Origin of the sequence: Patulibacter defluvii (assembly GCF_034096925.1) — a bacterium.
Lineage (GTDB): Bacteria > Actinomycetota > Thermoleophilia > Solirubrobacterales > Solirubrobacteraceae > Patulibacter > Patulibacter defluvii.
The window spans coordinates 1-15,782 of sequence record NZ_JAWZSQ010000006.1; the positions used below are offsets into that span (position 1 = coordinate 1).

Consider the following 15,782-nt stretch of genomic DNA (forward strand, 5'->3'; position numbering starts at 1 on the left):
CCGGCGCCGCCGGCCGCGACCACGCCTCCGTCGCCGCCCGCGGCCCCGCCCGCCGGCCCGCCGCCGGCCGCCGGTCAGGCCCCGCCGCCGGCCGTGGCGCCGCTGCCGCGGACCCGGATCGACGACGGCGCGCCGGCCACCCAGGGCGACACGACCCAGGGCGACGTGCTCTCCGACACCCCGGACTTCCTGCAGGAGACGCCGGACCACGACCGGCTCTGGTTCGAGCAGAAGCCCCCCAAGGACTTCGACTTCTAGCCACGAGGCGCACGTGGACGCGTCGCATCTCGCGACGGTGTTCGCTCAGCAGGACCGGCGTCGGGCTCGCGCTTCGCCGCCGCGACCTGCTCGGTCCACGTGCCCCTCGTATCGACCCGCAGTTGACAGTTCGTCCGCTGGTGACCCGCGCGCGGGTCGCCAGTCGGCATACTTGCTGCCCTGATGAGCTCCGCCGGCCGTCCAGCGCGCGGGAACGAGCAGCGCCGTGTGGCCCTGGTGCTGCCGGGTGGCGGTGCCCGCGGTGCCTACGAGGTCGGCGCGCTCGCCGTGCTGCTGCCGGAGCTGGAGCGGCGGGGCGAGAAGCCGACGATCTTCTGCGGGACCTCGGTCGGGGCGATCAACGCCGCCTACCTGGGGTCGGTCGCCCACCTGCCGGCGGCCGAGCAGGTGGAGCAGGGCCTGCGGCACTGGCGGGGCCTGCGCAAGAACGACGTGATCCGGCGCGTGGTCGGCCCCGGGCTGCCGCGGACGCTGGCGCGGTTCGTCGGCGACGTGCTCGAGGTCCCGGGCGTGCGCCTGGCCGGCCTGATGGACCCGCACCCGCTGCGGCGGACGCTCGACAAGATCGTCGACTGGGAGGCGCTCGACCGCAACGGCCGCGAGGGCGCCTACGACGCGGTCTGCCTGGTCGCCACCTCGCTCGCGCGCAGCGGCCCGATGGCCTTCGTCCAGGGCCAGGCGGAGATGCCCGCCTCGCGACCCAGCGACGACCTCCGCTACGTCCGCGTCGACCGGATCGACAGCCAGCACGTGCGCGCCTCGGCGGCGATCCCGCTGCTGTTCGCGCCGGTCCGGGTCGACCGCCCGGCCGAGGCGGCCGACTTCTACGTCGACGGCGCCACGCGCCTGAACACCCCGCTCTCGCCGGCGCTCAACCTCGGCGCCGACCGGGTGATCGTCGTCGGCTTCGAGCCGCTCGGCCACCGCGCCGGCCGCGAGGGTCCGCCGCGGGTGCCGCGGATCGCCGACGTCGTCAGCAACATCGTCGACGGCCTGCTGGTCGACCAGGTCAACGACGACCTCCACAACCTGGTCACGCTCAACGAGATGCTGGCGACCCCCCGCAGCCGGGCCGCCCGGGTCTCGAAGCAGCTGCGGTCCGGCCGCGGCCGGCCCGCCTACCGGCGGATCGAGTACGCGCTGGTCTCGCCCCGCCGCCGCGGCGAGCTGGGCGAGCTGGCCGAGGAGGTCTTCGACCGCCGCTACGCCGGCTGGCGCGGGATCACCAAGCCCGACTTCCCGCTGATCTCGCGGCTGCTGGGCGGCGGCCGCACCCGCTCGCGCGGCGAGCTGCTGTCGTTCCTGCTCTTCGACGACCTCTACTTCGACCTGCTGATCGAGGCCGGCAAGCGGGACGCCGAGGCGTGGCTGGCGCGGCACCCCGACTTCTGGTGCTCGGAGGCCGGCCACGACTTCGACTTCGACCTCGGCCGGATGGCGAACGTGCGCCCGGACGAGGCCGACGCCGCCGCGGCGGCCGAGGGCGCCACGCCGAAGCGCCGCGCCCGCAGCAGCGCCGCCGCCTAGCCGCGCTCGGCCGCGGCCAGCCAGCGCTTCAGCGCCTGGCGGCCGGCGAGGGTGACCTCGCCCTGCCCGTCGAGCCAGTCGCGGACCCGCAGCTCGCGGACCAGCCCGAGGGCGTCGCTCGGCCCGGGACCGTCGCCGCGGGCGGCGAGGGCGCTGGTGCCCGGCTCGACCGTCCAGCGGCCGGAGTCGAGCGCCGCCAGCGCCCGGCCCTGCTCCTCGCTCGGCAGGTCGAGCGGGTGGGGACCGGCGGCCCGCAGCGGGTCGTCGGCGCCGGACGGCGCGGCGGCGGCGGGGGAGGGCTCGTCGCGGGCGCCGCGATCGGCCGCGCCGAAGCGCTCGCCGGCGGCGAACTGGTCCGCCTGCTCGCGCAGCCAGCGGCCGGCGTCGTCGGTCCAGCGGCGGGCCTGGTCGGGATCGAGCCCGGCCGCCCGCGCCACCCCGTCGAGGTCGCCCTGGGAGACCCGCTCGACCGTCTGGCCCAGCTCCTCCGCGATCGCGCGCAGCGTCGCCTCGAACCCCTTGCGGTCCTGACCGTCGTCGCTCATGGATCGATCCTCGCACGGCCGGCTGTGCGCCAGCTCAAGACGGCGGGTTCTCCGGCGGCTGGCAGACTGCACGCCATGGCCGACGACCGCCGCTTCGACCTCGTCCTCTTCGGCGCCACCGGGTTCACCGGCGGCCTGACCGCGGAGTACCTGGCCCGGCACGCGCCCGACGGGCTGCGGTGGGCGCTGGTCGGCCGCAACCGGGCGAAGCTGGAGGCGGTCCGCGAGCGGCTGGCGGCGCTCGACCCGCGGACCGCGGAGCTGGAGCTGCTGGAGGCCGACGCGGCCGATCCCGCCTCGCTGGCGCGGGTGGCCGAGGCGACCAAGGTCGTGGTCACCACCGTCGGCCCCTACGCGCTGCACGGCGAGCCGCTGGTGGCGGCCTGCGCGGCGGCCGGCACCGACTACCTGGACCTGACCGGCGAGCCGGAGTTCGTCGACCGGATGTACAACGCCTACCACGAGCAGGCGCTGGCGACCGGGGCCCGGATCGTCCACTGCTGCGGGTTCGACTCGATCCCGCACGACCTCGGGGCCTACTTCACCGTCCTCCAGCTGCCGGAGGGCGTGCCGCTGCACGTCGAGGGCTACGTGCGGGCCGGCGGCCAGCCGTCGGGCGGCACCTTCCACTCGGCGGTCAACGGCTTCGCCCGCGCCCGCCAGATGGCCGCCGCGGCCAAGCGGCGGCGCCAGATCGAGCCGCGGCCGAGCGACCGCCGGGTGCGTCCGGCGAGCAACCGGATCCGCCGCGACGAGGCGCTCGGCGGCTGGGTCGTGCCGCTGCCGACCGTCGATCCCCAGATCGTCCGCCGCTCGGCGCGGGCGCTGGAGCGCTACGGCCCCGACTTCGTCTACGGCCACTACCTGATCGCCCGCAAGGCGCGGACGGTGGCGACGCTGGCCGCCGGCGTCCCGACGCTCTTCGCCCTCGCGCAGCTGCCGCCGACCCGCAAGCTGCTGCTGAAGGCCAAGGCCCAGGGCGAGGGGCCGAGCCCCGAGGTCCGCGCCAAGAGCTGGTTCCGGGTCCGCTTCGTCGGCACCGGCGGCGGCCAGCGGGTGGTGACCGAGGTCTCCGGCGGCGATCCGGGCTACGACGAGACGGCCAAGATGCTCGCCGAGTCGGGGCTCTGCCTGGCGCTCGACGAGCTGCCGCCGACCGCCGGCCAGGTGACCACCGCCCAGGCGATGGGCGACGCGCTGCTGGCGCGGCTGCAGGCCGCGGGGATCGCCTTCCGGGTGGTCGAGGGGGCCTGACCGCCCTCAGCGGTCGCGGTCGCCGCGGGCCACGGCCCGCTGCAGCATCTGGGCGCGATCGCCGTCGTCGCAGCTGAGGTCGATCGTGTCGGCGGCGTCGAGCAGCGACTGGCGCAGCTCGTCGTCGCCGCTGCGGCCGCGGGGATCGTCGTCGTAGAGCGTCGCCAGCACGCTCATCGGCTGGTCGAGGGTCGACAGCACCCGGTCGCGGGCCGCGACGTCGTTGCGCAGCTGCTGGACCTGGGTGCAGGCGCCGGTGATCCGGCGCTCGGCGTCGGCCATCAGCGCCACCGAGGTGGCCGTCAGCTGGTGGTCGCCGAGGCTGACCGGCGCCGGCACCGCGACCGTCTTCGGCACCGGGCCGTCGATCTTGTCGTGGACGGCGTTCCAGGCGTCGGTGGCGTGGTCGGCGATCCCCGCGGGGCCGCCGCCGACGACCAGCGCCGCGCCGACGGCGAGGGCGGTGATCGCGTGGATCGGACGCAGCTGCACGCTTCCCGCATCGGCCGCGGGCGGCCGGCCGCGCACGGGTTGGCCGCGGCCTGGACGGATCGACGGTCTAGCGCAGGCCCAGCTCGGCGGCGCGCACGACCACCTGCAGCCGCGAGCGGGCCCCGAGCTTGGCCAGCAGCCGGCCGACGTGGCCCTTGACCGTCGGCTCGCTCAGCACCAGCCGCTCGGCGATCTGGCGGTTCGAGCAGCCCTCGGCCAGCAGCGTCAGCACCTGCCGCTCGCGCGGGGTCAGGTGGGGACCGGCGGCGGCCGCGGCGGGGGCGTCGGCGACGGCCGGCAGGGCGTCGCGGACCGGCTCGCCGTCGAGCGTCCGCCGCAAGCCGTCGGCCAGCCGCTGGGGATCGCCGTCGGGACGCAGGCAGGAGCAGGCCCCGGCGTCGAGGCAAGCCCGCAGCTCGGCCGCCGGCAGCTCGCTGGTCAGCAGCGCGATCCGGGTCGTCGGCCGCAGCGCCCGCAGCTCGGCGCAGGCGAACGCCGCCGGCAGGTCGCCGGGGGCACCGGGGTCGAGCAGCACCAGGTCGGGCGCCGCCCGGCGGGCCAGCTCGAGCGCCTCGTCGATCGTGGCGGCCTCGTCGATCACGGCCGCGCCGAGGGCGTCCTCGACCGTCGCCCGCAGCCCGCGGCGGATCAGCGGGTGGCCGTCGACCAGCAGCACCCGCAGGCTGCCGGTGGCGCGGTCGGCGGCCGGCGCCCAGAGGTCGCGCAGGCCGCGCTGGGCGGCGTCGGCCGCGCGCCGGATCCCGCGCAGGGCGAGGGTCGGGTCGCCGCTGATCTCGGCGTGGCGGGCGGCCTGGCCGATGAAGAGCAGCTGGCGGGAGACCGCGTCCTGGACCGCCCCGGCCATCGTCCGCCGCTGGTGGTCGAGGATCCGGCGCTGCTCCTGCTCGTGGGCGCCGCGCTCGCGGATCCGGGCGGCGGCCACGACGGCGACCCGCTCGACGGCCCGCACCAGTCGGTCGCCGGGGGCGCCGCGCTCGCGCGAGGCGACGTAGAGCAGCCCGCCGACGCCGTCCTCGCCCGGGATCGGCACGCAGGCCATCCCGCGCAGGCCCTCGTCGGTGATCGCGGCCATGTACTCGCGGGTGATCGAGCGGGCCCGCTGGTAGTCGGAGAGCGCGAAGGCGCGCGACTCGCCGAGCACGCGCCCGCCGAGCCCGCGGCCGGTGCGGAGGACGAGCGCGGCGAACCGCTCCGGCTCGACCCCGCAGCTGTGCAGCAGCGGGACCTGGCCGCGGGCGTCGGCGAGCCCGCCGAACGCGGCCTCGGCGTCGAGCTCGGCCACGATCGAGCGGACGGCGTCGTCGACGATCGCCGGCGCGCTCGCGGGCGCTGCGGACGGACGGGTGGCGGTGGCCATCGGGACTGCTCCTCCACCGGCGCGGGTCGACGCCGGTCCTCCGAGGATAGCCCGGTCGGCTCGGCCCCATACGAAGGTCGTGGGTCGACGGCCGTCGGGCGGCTGTGCCAGCCTGGGGCCGTGCCCGCGCCGCCGACAGCCGCGAGCGACCGCGACCGCGAGCGCCGGACCGCCCGCGCCGAGCGCCAGCGCGCCGCCCGCCGGCGTCGCCAGTGGCTGCTGGCCGCGCTCGCCGCCGTCGCGGTGCTCGTGCTGCTGGTGGTGCTGATCGGCTCCGGCGGCGGGGACGACGGGCCGAACGGGTCGCGATCGGCGGCGGCGAAGGGCACGGCCGCCGAACGGCTGGCGGCCGAGCTCGACGACGACGAGTTGGCCGGGCAGCGGGTGATCGCCCCCTTCCGCCAGACCGGGGCCACGGTCCCGCCGGCGCTGCGGAAGGCGATCGCCGACGGCCACGTCGGCGGGGTGATCCTGTTCGCCGAGAACGCCCGCCGGCTGCGGCAGGCACGGGCCCTGACCCGGCGGCTGCAGGCGCTGCCGCGACCCGAGGCGCTGCGGCGGACGCCGCTGCTGGTGCTGACCGACCAGGAGGGCGGCCAGGTCCGGCGGCTGGTCGACGCGCCGCCGCGGGCCTCGGCCAGCGAGCAGGGCGCCGGCGGACCGACCGTCGTCCGCCGCGCCGGCCGCGACAGCGCCCGGGCGCTCTGCGCGGCCGGGATCAACGTCAACCTGGCGCCGGTCGCCGACCTCGGCGGCGACGGCTTCATCGCCGCCCAGGACCGGACCTACGGCGACGACCCCGAGACCGTCTCGACGCTGGCCGCGGCCTTCCTCGCCGGCGCCCGCGGCGGCGGGATCGCCTCGACCGCCAAGCACTTCCCCGGCCTCGGCCGCGCCCGCCGCAACACCGACGAGGGCCGGGCCCGGATCGAGGCCGAGGCGTCCGCCCTTCGCGCCCGCGACCTGGCGCCCTTCCGGCGGCTGATCGACGGCGGGGTCGAGCTGGTGATGCTGGCCAACGCGATCTACCCCGCCTACGGCCCGGCGCCGGCGGTGCTCGCGCCGAAGCTGGTCCGCGACGAGCTGCGCGGGCGGCTCGGCTTCCGCGGCGTGACGATCAGCGACGACCTCCAGGCGGGGGCCTTCTCCGCCGTCCGCTCGCCCGAGCAGCTGGCGGTGACCGCCGCCCGCGCCGGGATCGACCTGCTGCTCTACGGCACCCGCACCGACGGCGCGCTGGTCGCCGCGCGGGCGCTGCGGAAGGCGCTCGACGACGGCGGGCTGGCGCGCGACGAGGCGCGGGCGGCGACGGCCCGGGTGCTCGACCTGCGGCAGCGGCTGGCCCGCCGCTGCCGCTGACCGGCCGTCGGCGCCGCGCCTCATCCAGGCTCAGCCGGTGGTCGCGAAGTGCTGCGCCTGCTCGTCGGCGACCGGTCCCAGCTCGTCCGGCAGGTCGCCCGCCGGCCACGACTGCCACTCGTGCTGGCCGCGGGCCTTGCGCCAGCGGTAGCTCAGCCGGCCGTGGGCGTTCATCCCGTACCAGGCGGCGTGGGTCGCCGGGGTCACGAGCGGGATCCAGAACCGCTTCTCGATCGGGTCCAGCGGCGCCACCGAGCCGGGCACGACGTCGGCCGCGATGTGGCCCTCGCCGTCCTCGAGCGTCAGCCGCGCGCGGATCGTGCCGTCGGCGTCGCAGATCTGGGTCTCGCCGATCATCTCCGTCCGCCAGGCGATCGACGGCGCCAGCGGGGTCTGCGATTCGACCGGGCCGACGTGGGCGGCGTGGACCACCGGCGCGCCGACCAGCCGCGCCACCTGCCGCGGCAGCTCGCGCGAGCCCTGGCGCCAGATCGCGTGCTCGCGCGCCACCCAGCGGCGGAAGGGGCCGCCCCAGTTGAGCGGGAACGACGGCCAGCACATCCCGCCCAGGATCAGGTCGACCCCGCGCAGCCGGGCCGAGGTCCGGAACCGCATCCACTCCCAGCCGGAGCAGAGCCCGACGTCGAGGCCGAGCGCGGCGCAGTGGGTCCGTCCCTGGTCGTCGCCGCCGGTGTAGTAGTGGTTCTCCCAGGCGGTCGGGATGTCCTTGTCGTGCAGGTGGGCGCGGCCGCCGGGCTCGGCCAGCACGTAGGTCCCGTGGGTGTCGCCGCCGCGGCGGGCCAGGAAGCCGCCGGCGATCACGCAGTCCAGCTCGCGCGCCAGCCGGGTCAGCAGCTGGAAGGGGGCGCCGTCGACCGGACGCGCCACCCCGCGCAGCTTGTGGTGGTAGACGTTGGGCGAGGTCATCGCCTCGGGCACCACGATCACCCGCGGGTCGTGCTCGCGGTGGGCGTCGCGGATCAGGTCCTCGATCCGCAGCAGGTTGGCCTCGACCGCGCCCAGCTCCAGCTGCGGCTGGACGGCGGCGACGCGGATCGGCGGGCGGGGGCTCATGCGGGGACCTCGGTCTCGGTGGTGGCGGGGGCGGCGGCCCGGCGCGGGCGGGCGCCGCGGCGGCGGGCGGGGGCGGCGGGCTGCTCGGCCGGGACCGGGTCGGTCGCCGCGGGCTCGGCCGGCTCGGCCGGGCGGCGGGCGGGCGGCGCCGGCCACTCCCAGCCGGGGTGCTCGGAGCCGACGATCGTCCGCGTCGAGCGGAAGCGGTGGGCACGGATCTCGGCCCGCACCGCCAGGTCGGTCCGCAGGTCGGGCAGCGCGTCGCGCAGGATCGCCGCCGCGTCGCGCGGGCGGCGGCGGATCGCGCCGACCGCGCCGCGCAGCAGCCGCGAGACGGGCAGCACCTCCTGCTGGCTGCGGACCCGCTGGAAGATGTCGCCGAGGTCGTGCTCGCCGCTGCCGTCGGAGCGGTGCGCCAGCTCGACCAGCACCCGCGACTGGGGCTGGATCCGGGTCTCGCCGTTGGCGAAGTGGTACGCCGACAGGCACTCGTCGTCGCGAGCCTGCTCCCAGCGCCGCAGCGCGGCGTCGAGCGCCGCCGGGTCGTCGAGCACCGGCGCGGCGGCCTCGCCGAGCGAGCGGCCCATCCACATCGCGTCGCGCTGGCCGTTGCCGATCACGGGGTCCTTGAAGTGCCCGGCGTCGCCGGCCAGCGCCCAGCCCGGCCCGCTGCTGGGCCGGAAGAAGGCCGGCACGTCGGCGGTCGAGCGGAGCTTGCCGACGTTGGTCGCGCCGGCGATCCGCTCGGCGAACCCGGGGTGGCGGCGGAGGAACTCGTCCCAGACGCCCTCCGGGTCCTTGCGGGCCCGCGAGACGTCGGCCGCCGGCCCCATCACCAGCGCGATCGTCCGCGGCCGCGGGGCGCTCGGGAAGACCATGCAGAACGAGGTCCCGTCGCGCCACTGCGAGAGCGTCTCGTTCAGCGGCGTGTCGACGTGCGGGTCGTCGATGTAGCGGAAGACCAGCCCGCGGCCGTTCTTCGAGGCCCGGTACGGCTGCCAGGCCCCGACCCGGGCGGCGACGGTCGAGCGGCGGCCGTCGGCCCCGATCACCAGCTTCGCCCGCAGCTCGCGGACCTCGCCGTCGCGGTCGCGGTAGCGGACCCCGGCCGCGCGGCCGCCGCGCCAGAGGACGTCGAGCATCTCGCAGCCCTCGCGGACGTCGGCCCCGTGCTCGCGCGCCGTCTCGACCAGGATCGCGTCCTGCAGCGGTCGCGGGATGCACCAGACGAAGTCGGCCTCGCCGCAGGCGCCCCAGCGCTCGTGGACCGAGACCTCGTCGCCGAAGTGGATCGCCAGGTGGCGCATGTACGACGGGTCGAGCGCCGCGACCTTGTCGTAGGCGCCCATGTGGCGCAGCTCGTCGATCCCGCCGCCGAAGAGGACGTGGGTCGAGAGGGTGTCCGAGGGGAACCGCGCGCGGTCGAGGACGACCACGTCACGTCCGCTGCGGGCCAGCTCGGCGGCCGCCGTGGTGCCCGCCAGCCGCGCGCCGACGATCACGACATCATGCTCTCCCATGGCGCGACGATAGCCGCGCCGGAGCTATAGTTGCAAGTAGATTCATCGATGAACTCCATTCCAATTGAGTCGTCCGCGGTCGTCGGGAGCCCCGATCAGGAGGTCCCGCGGCGGCCGGCCCGGGGCGAGCGCCGCGCCGCGCGGACCCGCGCGGCGATCCTCGACGCGGCCGAGCGGGCCTTCCGCGTCGACGGCTACCGGGGGACGAAGGTCGAGGAGATCGCCGCCGCGGCCGACGTCGCCGTCGGCTCGATCTACAGCCACTTCGGCAACAAGGACGGCCTGTACCACGCGCTCGCCGAGCGCTCGGTCGAGCTGTTCGCGCTCTACATGGAGCAGGCCTACCGCGACGACCGGACCCCGCTCGAGCAGGTGCTGGCCGCCGGCGACGCCTACCTCCGCTTCCACCTGGAGCACCCGGGCGCGTTCCGCTTCCTGGCCTTCGCCGGGATCGAGAGCGCGCCGGTCGAGGACGACGAGCTGCGGGCCCGGATCACCGACCGGATGGAGGAGCTGGTCGACCGCTTCCGCCAGCAGGTCCAGGCCGCGATCGACGCCGGCGAGGCGCGTCCGCTCGACGCCCACCAGCTGTCACGGTTCCTCTGGGGCGCCTGGAACGGCGTCGTCGGCCTGAGCATGCGGCCCGACCGTCTGGCCCTCAGCGACGACGAGATCGACGCCTGCATCGCCACCGGCCGGCGGCTGGTGCTGGAGGGGCTGGTGGCGCCCTCGGCCCGCGACGAGGCCGGCGACGCGCGGGCGCGGCTGGTGCGGGTCGACTCGCCGCCGGCCGCGCCGGCGGGCTAGTTGGCGTCGCGCACGCGCTGGCGCAGCACCGAGGCCGCGGTCAGCTCGTCCTCGCGGCCGCCGGCGACCGCTTCGGCCACCTGCTCGGGGGCGTGGACCGCGCCGTCGTAGACGATCACGATCGCGTCGTCGCCGTCGCGGAGGAAGGTCGACTCGCCGAACGGGGTGTAGCGGGTGGCGCCGATCCCGATCAGCACCCGCTCCGGCCGCGCCGCCCGCAGGTAGGCCCCGACCGGCTCCAGCGGGGTGCCGTCGGCGCCCTCCTGGTGGGCCAGCCGCTCGACGATCCAGTCCAGCAGGCGGGCGCCGTAGTAGCTGTACTCGGGCAGCGGGCTGTCGATCCCGTAGCCGTCGCTGCGGCCGTCGCGGCGCAGGAAGCTGGCCAGCCGGAAGCTCGCCGTCGGGCCGTCGGGGGCCAGGTCGTCGATCGCGAAGCCGCGGGCGGCGACGCCCTTCGAGTCCGCGCCCCAGTTCTTCTTCTCGCTGATCTTGCGCGCGCCCGGGCGGCGGATCGAGCAGTCGTTGAAGGCGGCGATCGCCTGCGGCTGGAGCGCCGTCACCGCGCCGTCGTCGCCGTAGCGGACGGCGGCCAGCAGCCCGACCTCGGGCTCGATCTGCAGGTTCACCGGCTCGCTCGACGGCGGCTTGGCGATCGCGTCGTGGGCCAGCGGGAAGGCGTGCAGGAAGGCCGGCACCGCGCCCTCGGCGGCGGCCGGCACGTACCAGGGGAAGATCCCCTTCGGGGCCTCGGCGGCGGCCTCGACGTGGACGAAGTCGGCGGCCTCGCCGGCCTGTTCGAGGTGGCCGGCGAAGTTCCCGGCGACCCCGAAGCCGAAGCCGTGGCGGAGCTCGTCGAGCGGCAGGTCGATCACCGGCGGGAGGTTAACCGGGTCACGGAGCGGCTGGCCGGGCCAGGGCCCGCCGCGCCGTCGCCAGCGCCCGCCGCAGCGCGGAGCCGTTGCGGGCCAGTGCCGGGGCGGCGACGGCCACCGTCCGCACGCGGCCGCCGGCGACCGCGAACGCCAGTCGTCCGACCCGCCGCACGCCGGGGGCGACGGTCCGCGCGTCGCGCAGCCGCCGGTCCGCGGTCCGCGGACCGACCCCGCCGGCGCGGTGGCCGGGGGCGCTGCTGGCCACCAGCCACACCCGCCCGCGACGGTCGAGCAGGGCGACGACCGCGCCGCCGCCCTCGACGCACCAGCGGCGGTGGCGGCCGAGCGCTGTCGGCGCCACCGCCAGCCGCGCCAGCCCGGCGGCCGGCGCCCCGATCCGGACCCGCCCGATCCGGTCGCCGCGGACCCGGATCCGGGCCGGCAGGCAGGCCGCCGCGGGGGCGGCCGCGGTCTGCGGCGGGCGCGGGCCGACCCCGGCCGGGACCGCCACCGGGTTCGTCCGGCAGGGCTCGAAGAGGACGCGGTCGCAGGCCGGCCGCGGCCCGCCGGGCACCGGGCCGTCTAGCACCCCGAGGACCAGCCGCGAGGGCCGGGCCGGGTCGTGCCAGAGCCGGTTCTCCGGGGTCGCGGTCGCGGGGGCGAAGCCGAACTCGCCGGTGGTGCTCGGCCCGTCGATCCAGATCCGGATGCTCGACCCGGCGCGGAACGTGTGGACGAGCTTCTGCAGCTCGACCCGGGCGAGGACGGGGACGCCGGGCACGAGCGGCCGCTGGTCGCCGCCGACCTGGCGGTGGAAGGGCAGCAGCGGCGACGACCGGGCCGGGTCGATCGCCCGCGCCGAGGCCCGCAGCCAGCCGCGCTGGAGGTACGCCTCCTGGCCGTCGGGGCGGACCTCGGTCAGCGTCACCTGGAGGTCCGTGTCGGTGGCCGCGGAGCTGACCCAGAGGTCGACGCTGGCCGGCCCGGCGACGGTCAGCTCCTGGGGCAGGCGGCCGGTGGTGTAGCTGCGGGCGCCGTCGCGGTCGGGTGGGCGACCGGCCCACTCGCCGCTCTCGCGGAGGTCGTTGACGGCCGGCCCGGCGATCCCGCCGCGGTAGCCGTCGGGCGACTCGCCGGCGGTCGCGGGCGCCTCGGTCAGGCGGCCGCCGCCGCGCAGCGCCAGCCGCAGCGGGGTGACGGCCAGCGGCAGGCTCGGCCGTTCGATCACCGAGGTCGGGGCGAAGGCCTCCATCTGGTCCTCGAAGCCGCCCTCGCCGCCGCCGGCGGTCGCGTCGCGCCACAGCTGGACCCGCGGCCGCCGCTCGAAGCCGTTGGCCTCGCCCTTCACGAAGCGGTCGAGGAAGGCGAAGAGGGTGGCCCGGAAGCGGCGGCTGAAGTAGACGTCGTGGCGGCCGTTGGTGCCGACGAACCAGGTCCGGGCGGGGTCGAGGTCGCGCTGGTAGTGGCCGCCGCGGGGGCCGGTCGCCTCGTCCTGCCAGGCCTCCATCGAGAGCACCGGGATCCGGATCCGGCGGGCGTCGATCCGGCGGCCGAGGAAGAACGGGTCGTCGTCGAACTGGTGGCGACCGAGCAGCGCCGGCGGCGAGACGTCCTGGCCGGCGGCGATGTTGCGGACGACGTTCAGCAGGCAGCGGACGTCGCCCTCCAGCAGCGCGGTCTGGCTGGCCGCCAGCCAGCGGGTCTGGATGAACAGCCACCAGTCGGCGGGGAACTGCACGTTCGGCACGCCACCGGGCCCGCCGACGTCGCGGAGCGGGTCGGCGACGACCATCCCGGGGGCGATCGCGCGCAGGTGCGGCGGCCGCTCCTGGGCGGTGAACAGCTGCGAGAGCCCGGCCCACGACCAGTTGGCCATCCCGACCCGGCCGTTCGACCACGGCTGGCGGGCGACCCACTCGACGGCGTCGGCGCCGTCGCGGCCCCACTGGCCGCTGAAGAGGTCGAAGCTGCCCTCGGAGCAGGCGGTGCCGCGCATGTTGACCCCGACGACCGCGTAGCCGCGCGCGACCAGCTCCTGGTCCTGGCTGGCGGAGAAGGTGCCGTTGCCGGCCTGGTCGGCGGAGCCGCCGAGGCTGCCGGAGTCGTAGCCGCTGTAGGTCATGACGGCCGGGTGGGGACCGTCGTCGGCGGGCAGCAGCACGCTGTAGTGCAGCTGGGTGCCGTCGGCGGTCGGCAGGTAGCCGGTCAGGCGGCGGGGGCCGTCGGCGGCCGCCGCGGCGGGCAGCAGCGCCGCCGTCGCCGCGGCCAGGGCGGCCAGCCGCGCCAGTGCCCGCCGCCGTCGGGCCGCCGTCCGCGGCGACCCCGTTCGCTCCGTCCCCCGACCCGGCATCGGGCGCACCGTACGCCGCCCACGGCCTGCTGTCAACGCTGTAGTCAACAGCGTTGGCAGTCGTGGGGGAGGGGCGATCCGCCGGCGACGGCCGGGTTCGTTGACGGCGCTGCGGACGCCCCGTACGGTTGCTCGCCGATGGCCCCCGGCGCCCGCTCCCCCTCCCGCTCCGCGGGCCCCCGGCTCGACCGCGAGGCGATCCTGCGCGCGGCCGAGCGGATCCTCGCCGCCGACGGCCTGGCGGCGTTGACGATGCGGCGGGTCGGCGTCGAGCTGGGGGCGGATCCGACTGCGATCTACCGCCACTTCCGCAACAAGCAGGAGCTGGTGGTCGAGCTGGCCGACCGGGCCTTCGGGCGGATCCCGCGGGTGGCGCCGGGCACGCCGTGGCGCGACGGCATCCGCCAGGTCGCGCTGACCGTCCGCGAGATCTACGTCGGCCACCCCGACTTCGCCGCTGCGCTGGTGCGCCAGGACGAGCAGACGCCGAGCCTGGTCCGGATCACCGAGGACGTGCTGCGGCTGCTGCGCGAGGCCGGCGTCCCGGTCGAGCGGCTGGGCCTGGCCTACGCGGTGCTGGAGAGCTTCATCGCCGGCTCGGGGCTGTTCCTGGCCACGGTCGGCGCCGACGAGCTGGACGAGGACGCGCGGGCGGCGGCCCGGCGGGCGGTGGCGCTGCTGCCGGCCGACCGCTTCCCGCACGTCGTGGCGGCCGCGCCGCACCTGTTCCCCGCGCCGGACGACGCCTACGAGCAGGGGATCGCGCTGCTGCTCGACGCGCTGTCCGCGCTGGCGGTCGACGGGGAGGCCGGCTCCGGCGACGGATAGCGTTGCCGCGTGGATCCGTTCAGCCTTCTCCTGCACGGCACGCTCGCGCTCGACCTGATCGGGCTCGGCGTGCGGATCGCGGCGGTCGTGATCGTGCCCGTGAACCGCCGGCCCGAGTCGGCGATGGCGTGGCTGATGGCGATCTTCCTGATCCCCTACATCGGGGTGATCGCCTTCCTGCTGATCGGCAACCCGAAGCTGCCCGCCCACCGGCGGCGGCGCCAGCGCGAGGCCAACCGGCTGATCCTGGAGCGGACGGCGGGGATGGACGCAGTGCCCGACGGCGATCCCGGACCGCCGTGGCTGGCCTCGGTGGTGCGGCTCAACCGCAACCTCGGCGCGATGCCGCTGGTGACCGGCAACCGGGCCGAGCTGATCGAGGACTACGGCGGCTCGCTGGCGGCGATGACCGGCGCGGTCGAGGCCGCCCGCGAGACGATCCACGTCGAGTTCTACATCGTCGCCGCCGACGCGACGACCGAGCCGTTCTTCGCCGCGCTCGAGGCCGCCGTCGCCCGCGGGGTCACGGTCCGGCTGCTCTACGACCACGTCGGCTCGCTGCGCACGCCGCACCACCGGCGGACGCTGCGGCGGCTGCGGGCGACCGGCGCCGACTGGCGGCCGATGCTGCCCGTCCAGCCGCTCCGCGGGCGCTACCAGCGGCCCGACCTGCGCAACCACCGCAAGCTGCTGGTGGTCGACGGCGACGTCGCCTTCGTCGGCTCGCAGAACCTGATCGACCGCAGCTACAACAAGCGCGGCAACCGCCGCCGCGGGCTCCAGTGGCAGGAGCTGATGGTGCGGCTGGAGGGCCCGATCGTGGCCAGCGTCGACGCGGTCTTCGTGACCGACTGGCACAGCGAGGGCGGCGAGCAGCTGGAGATCGAGATCGACGACGCCGATCCGGCCGAGGCGGCGACGACGCTCGAGTGCCAGGTGGTGCCGAGCGGCCCGGGGTTCGACGACGACAACAACCTCAAGCTCTTCAACTCGCTGATCTACAACGCCCAGCGCCGGGTCTCGATCACCAGCCCCTACTTCGTGCCCGACGAGTCGCTGATGCACGCCGTCACGACCGCGGCCGAGCGGGGGCTCGACGTCGAGCTGTTCGTGTCGGAGATCGGCGACCAGCCGCTGGTCTTCCACGCCCAGCGCTCCTACTACGAGGCGTTGCTGCGGTCGGGGGTCCGGATCCACCGCTACCCGGCGCCGTACATCCTCCACGCCAAGCACCTGACGATCGACGACGACGTCTCGGTGATCGGCTCCAGCAACATGGACATGCGCTCCTTCGGCCTCAACATGGAGCTGTCGCTGATGGTCTCCGGCCGCGAGTTCGCCGACCGGCTGCGGGCGGTCGAGGACCACTACCGCAGCGTCAGCCGCGAGCTGACCCTCGACGAGCACCGCGGCCGGCCGTGGCCGAGCCAGATCGTCGACAACCTGGCCCGGCTGACCTCGGCGCTGCAGTAGCGCGACCGGGGCGAGCGGGTGGGC

At 76.5% G+C, this 15,782-nt stretch carries 14 protein-coding genes; 7 read left to right on the top strand and 7 right to left on the bottom strand.

The window, feature by feature from the left end:
• The coding region (locus SH587_RS08010; RefSeq protein WP_320670064.1) for a hypothetical protein at positions 1-258 on the top strand (258 nt) is incomplete at its 5' end.
• 183 nt (positions 259-441) lie between these two features.
• Positions 442-1,806, top strand: coding sequence for a patatin-like phospholipase family protein (locus SH587_RS08015; protein WP_320670065.1), 1,365 nt, complete (start codon positions 442-444; stop codon positions 1,804-1,806).
• Here the strand turns inward: SH587_RS08015 and SH587_RS08020 are convergent.
• Positions 1,803-2,351: a hypothetical protein gene (locus tag SH587_RS08020; RefSeq protein ID WP_320670066.1), complete on the bottom strand. Its 549-nt coding sequence runs from the start codon at positions 2,349-2,351 to the stop codon at positions 1,803-1,805. The genes SH587_RS08015 and SH587_RS08020 overlap by 4 nt on opposite strands.
• Positions 2,352-2,426: 75 nt before the next feature.
• On the opposite strand from SH587_RS08020, the gene SH587_RS08025 reads away from it, so the two are divergent.
• Positions 2,427-3,605, top strand: coding sequence for a saccharopine dehydrogenase family protein (locus tag SH587_RS08025; protein ID WP_320670067.1), 1,179 nt, complete (start codon positions 2,427-2,429; stop codon positions 3,603-3,605).
• A 6-nt stretch (positions 3,606-3,611) separates the two neighbouring features.
• On the opposite strand, the gene SH587_RS08030 is transcribed toward SH587_RS08025, so the two are convergent.
• Positions 3,612-4,097: a hypothetical protein gene (locus SH587_RS08030; RefSeq protein WP_320670068.1), complete on the bottom strand. Its 486-nt coding sequence runs from the start codon at positions 4,095-4,097 to the stop codon at positions 3,612-3,614.
• A gap of 67 nt (positions 4,098-4,164) precedes the next feature.
• A complete protein-coding gene (locus SH587_RS08035) occupies positions 4,165-5,475 on the bottom strand; it encodes a response regulator transcription factor (RefSeq protein ID WP_320670069.1) in 1,311 nt (436 codons plus the stop codon).
• 120 nt (positions 5,476-5,595) lie between these two features.
• Here SH587_RS08035 and SH587_RS08040 point away from each other — a divergent pair, with 120 nt between their 5' ends.
• On the top strand, positions 5,596-6,834 hold the full coding sequence (locus tag SH587_RS08040; RefSeq protein WP_320670070.1) for a glycoside hydrolase family 3 N-terminal domain-containing protein: 1,239 nt from the start codon (positions 5,596-5,598) through the stop codon (positions 6,832-6,834).
• A gap of 30 nt (positions 6,835-6,864) precedes the next feature.
• On the opposite strand, the gene SH587_RS08045 is transcribed toward SH587_RS08040, so the two are convergent.
• A complete protein-coding gene (locus SH587_RS08045; RefSeq protein ID WP_320670071.1) occupies positions 6,865-7,908 on the bottom strand; it encodes a carbon-nitrogen hydrolase family protein in 1,044 nt (347 codons plus the stop codon).
• The gene (locus SH587_RS08050; protein ID WP_320670072.1) at positions 7,905-9,428 is read right to left on the bottom strand and encodes an NAD(P)/FAD-dependent oxidoreductase; all 1,524 of its coding nucleotides are present in this window, start codon (positions 9,426-9,428) and stop codon (positions 7,905-7,907) included. The genes SH587_RS08045 and SH587_RS08050 overlap by 4 nt, the downstream gene beginning before the upstream one ends.
• A 48-nt stretch (positions 9,429-9,476) precedes the next feature.
• On the opposite strand from SH587_RS08050, the gene SH587_RS08055 reads away from it, so the two are divergent.
• Positions 9,477-10,235: a TetR/AcrR family transcriptional regulator gene (locus SH587_RS08055; RefSeq protein WP_320670073.1), complete on the top strand. Its 759-nt coding sequence runs from the start codon at positions 9,477-9,479 to the stop codon at positions 10,233-10,235.
• Here the strand turns inward: SH587_RS08055 and SH587_RS08060 are convergent.
• Positions 10,232-11,107, bottom strand: a complete 876-nt coding sequence (locus SH587_RS08060) for a DUF5718 family protein (protein WP_320670074.1) — start codon at positions 11,105-11,107, stop codon at positions 10,232-10,234. The two genes, SH587_RS08055 and SH587_RS08060, sit on opposite strands and share 4 nt — an antisense overlap.
• 19 nt (positions 11,108-11,126) lie before the next feature.
• Complete coding sequence (locus SH587_RS08065) at positions 11,127-13,457, bottom strand: CocE/NonD family hydrolase (protein WP_320670075.1); 2,331 nt, start codon at positions 13,455-13,457, stop codon at positions 11,127-11,129.
• A gap of 138 nt (positions 13,458-13,595) precedes the next feature.
• Here SH587_RS08065 and SH587_RS08070 point away from each other — a divergent pair, with 138 nt between their 5' ends.
• Both SH587_RS08070 and cls read left to right on the top strand, forming a co-directional pair.
• Complete coding sequence (locus SH587_RS08070; protein WP_320670076.1) at positions 13,596-14,285, top strand: TetR/AcrR family transcriptional regulator; 690 nt, start codon at positions 13,596-13,598, stop codon at positions 14,283-14,285.
• Between the two features lie 9 nt (positions 14,286-14,294).
• Positions 14,295-15,758, top strand: a complete 1,464-nt coding sequence (gene cls / locus SH587_RS08075; protein ID WP_320670077.1) for a cardiolipin synthase — start codon at positions 14,295-14,297, stop codon at positions 15,756-15,758.
• The last annotated feature ends 24 nt before the right edge of the window (positions 15,759-15,782 follow it).

Excerpts from the sequence above, each read along its gene's own strand:
- SH587_RS08045 (WP_320670071.1), bottom strand. The coding sequence starts at position 7,908 with ATGAGCCCCCGCCCGCCGATCCGCGTCGCCGCCGTCCAGCCGCAGCTG.
- SH587_RS08050 (WP_320670072.1), bottom strand. The coding sequence starts at position 9,428 with ATGGGAGAGCATGATGTCGTGATCGTCGGCGCGCGGCTGGCGGGCACC.
- SH587_RS08065 (WP_320670075.1), bottom strand. The coding sequence starts at position 13,457 with ATGCCGGGTCGGGGGACGGAGCGAACGGGGTCGCCGCGGACGGCGGCC.
- SH587_RS08020 (WP_320670066.1), bottom strand. The coding sequence starts at position 2,351 with ATGAGCGACGACGGTCAGGACCGCAAGGGGTTCGAGGCGACGCTGCGC.
- SH587_RS08055 (WP_320670073.1), top strand. The coding sequence starts at position 9,477 with ATGAACTCCATTCCAATTGAGTCGTCCGCGGTCGTCGGGAGCCCCGAT.
- SH587_RS08015 (WP_320670065.1), top strand. The coding sequence starts at position 442 with ATGAGCTCCGCCGGCCGTCCAGCGCGCGGGAACGAGCAGCGCCGTGTG.
- SH587_RS08025 (WP_320670067.1), top strand. The coding sequence starts at position 2,427 with ATGGCCGACGACCGCCGCTTCGACCTCGTCCTCTTCGGCGCCACCGGG.
- SH587_RS08070 (WP_320670076.1), top strand. The coding sequence starts at position 13,596 with ATGGCCCCCGGCGCCCGCTCCCCCTCCCGCTCCGCGGGCCCCCGGCTC.
- SH587_RS08035 (WP_320670069.1), bottom strand. The coding sequence starts at position 5,475 with ATGGCCACCGCCACCCGTCCGTCCGCAGCGCCCGCGAGCGCGCCGGCG.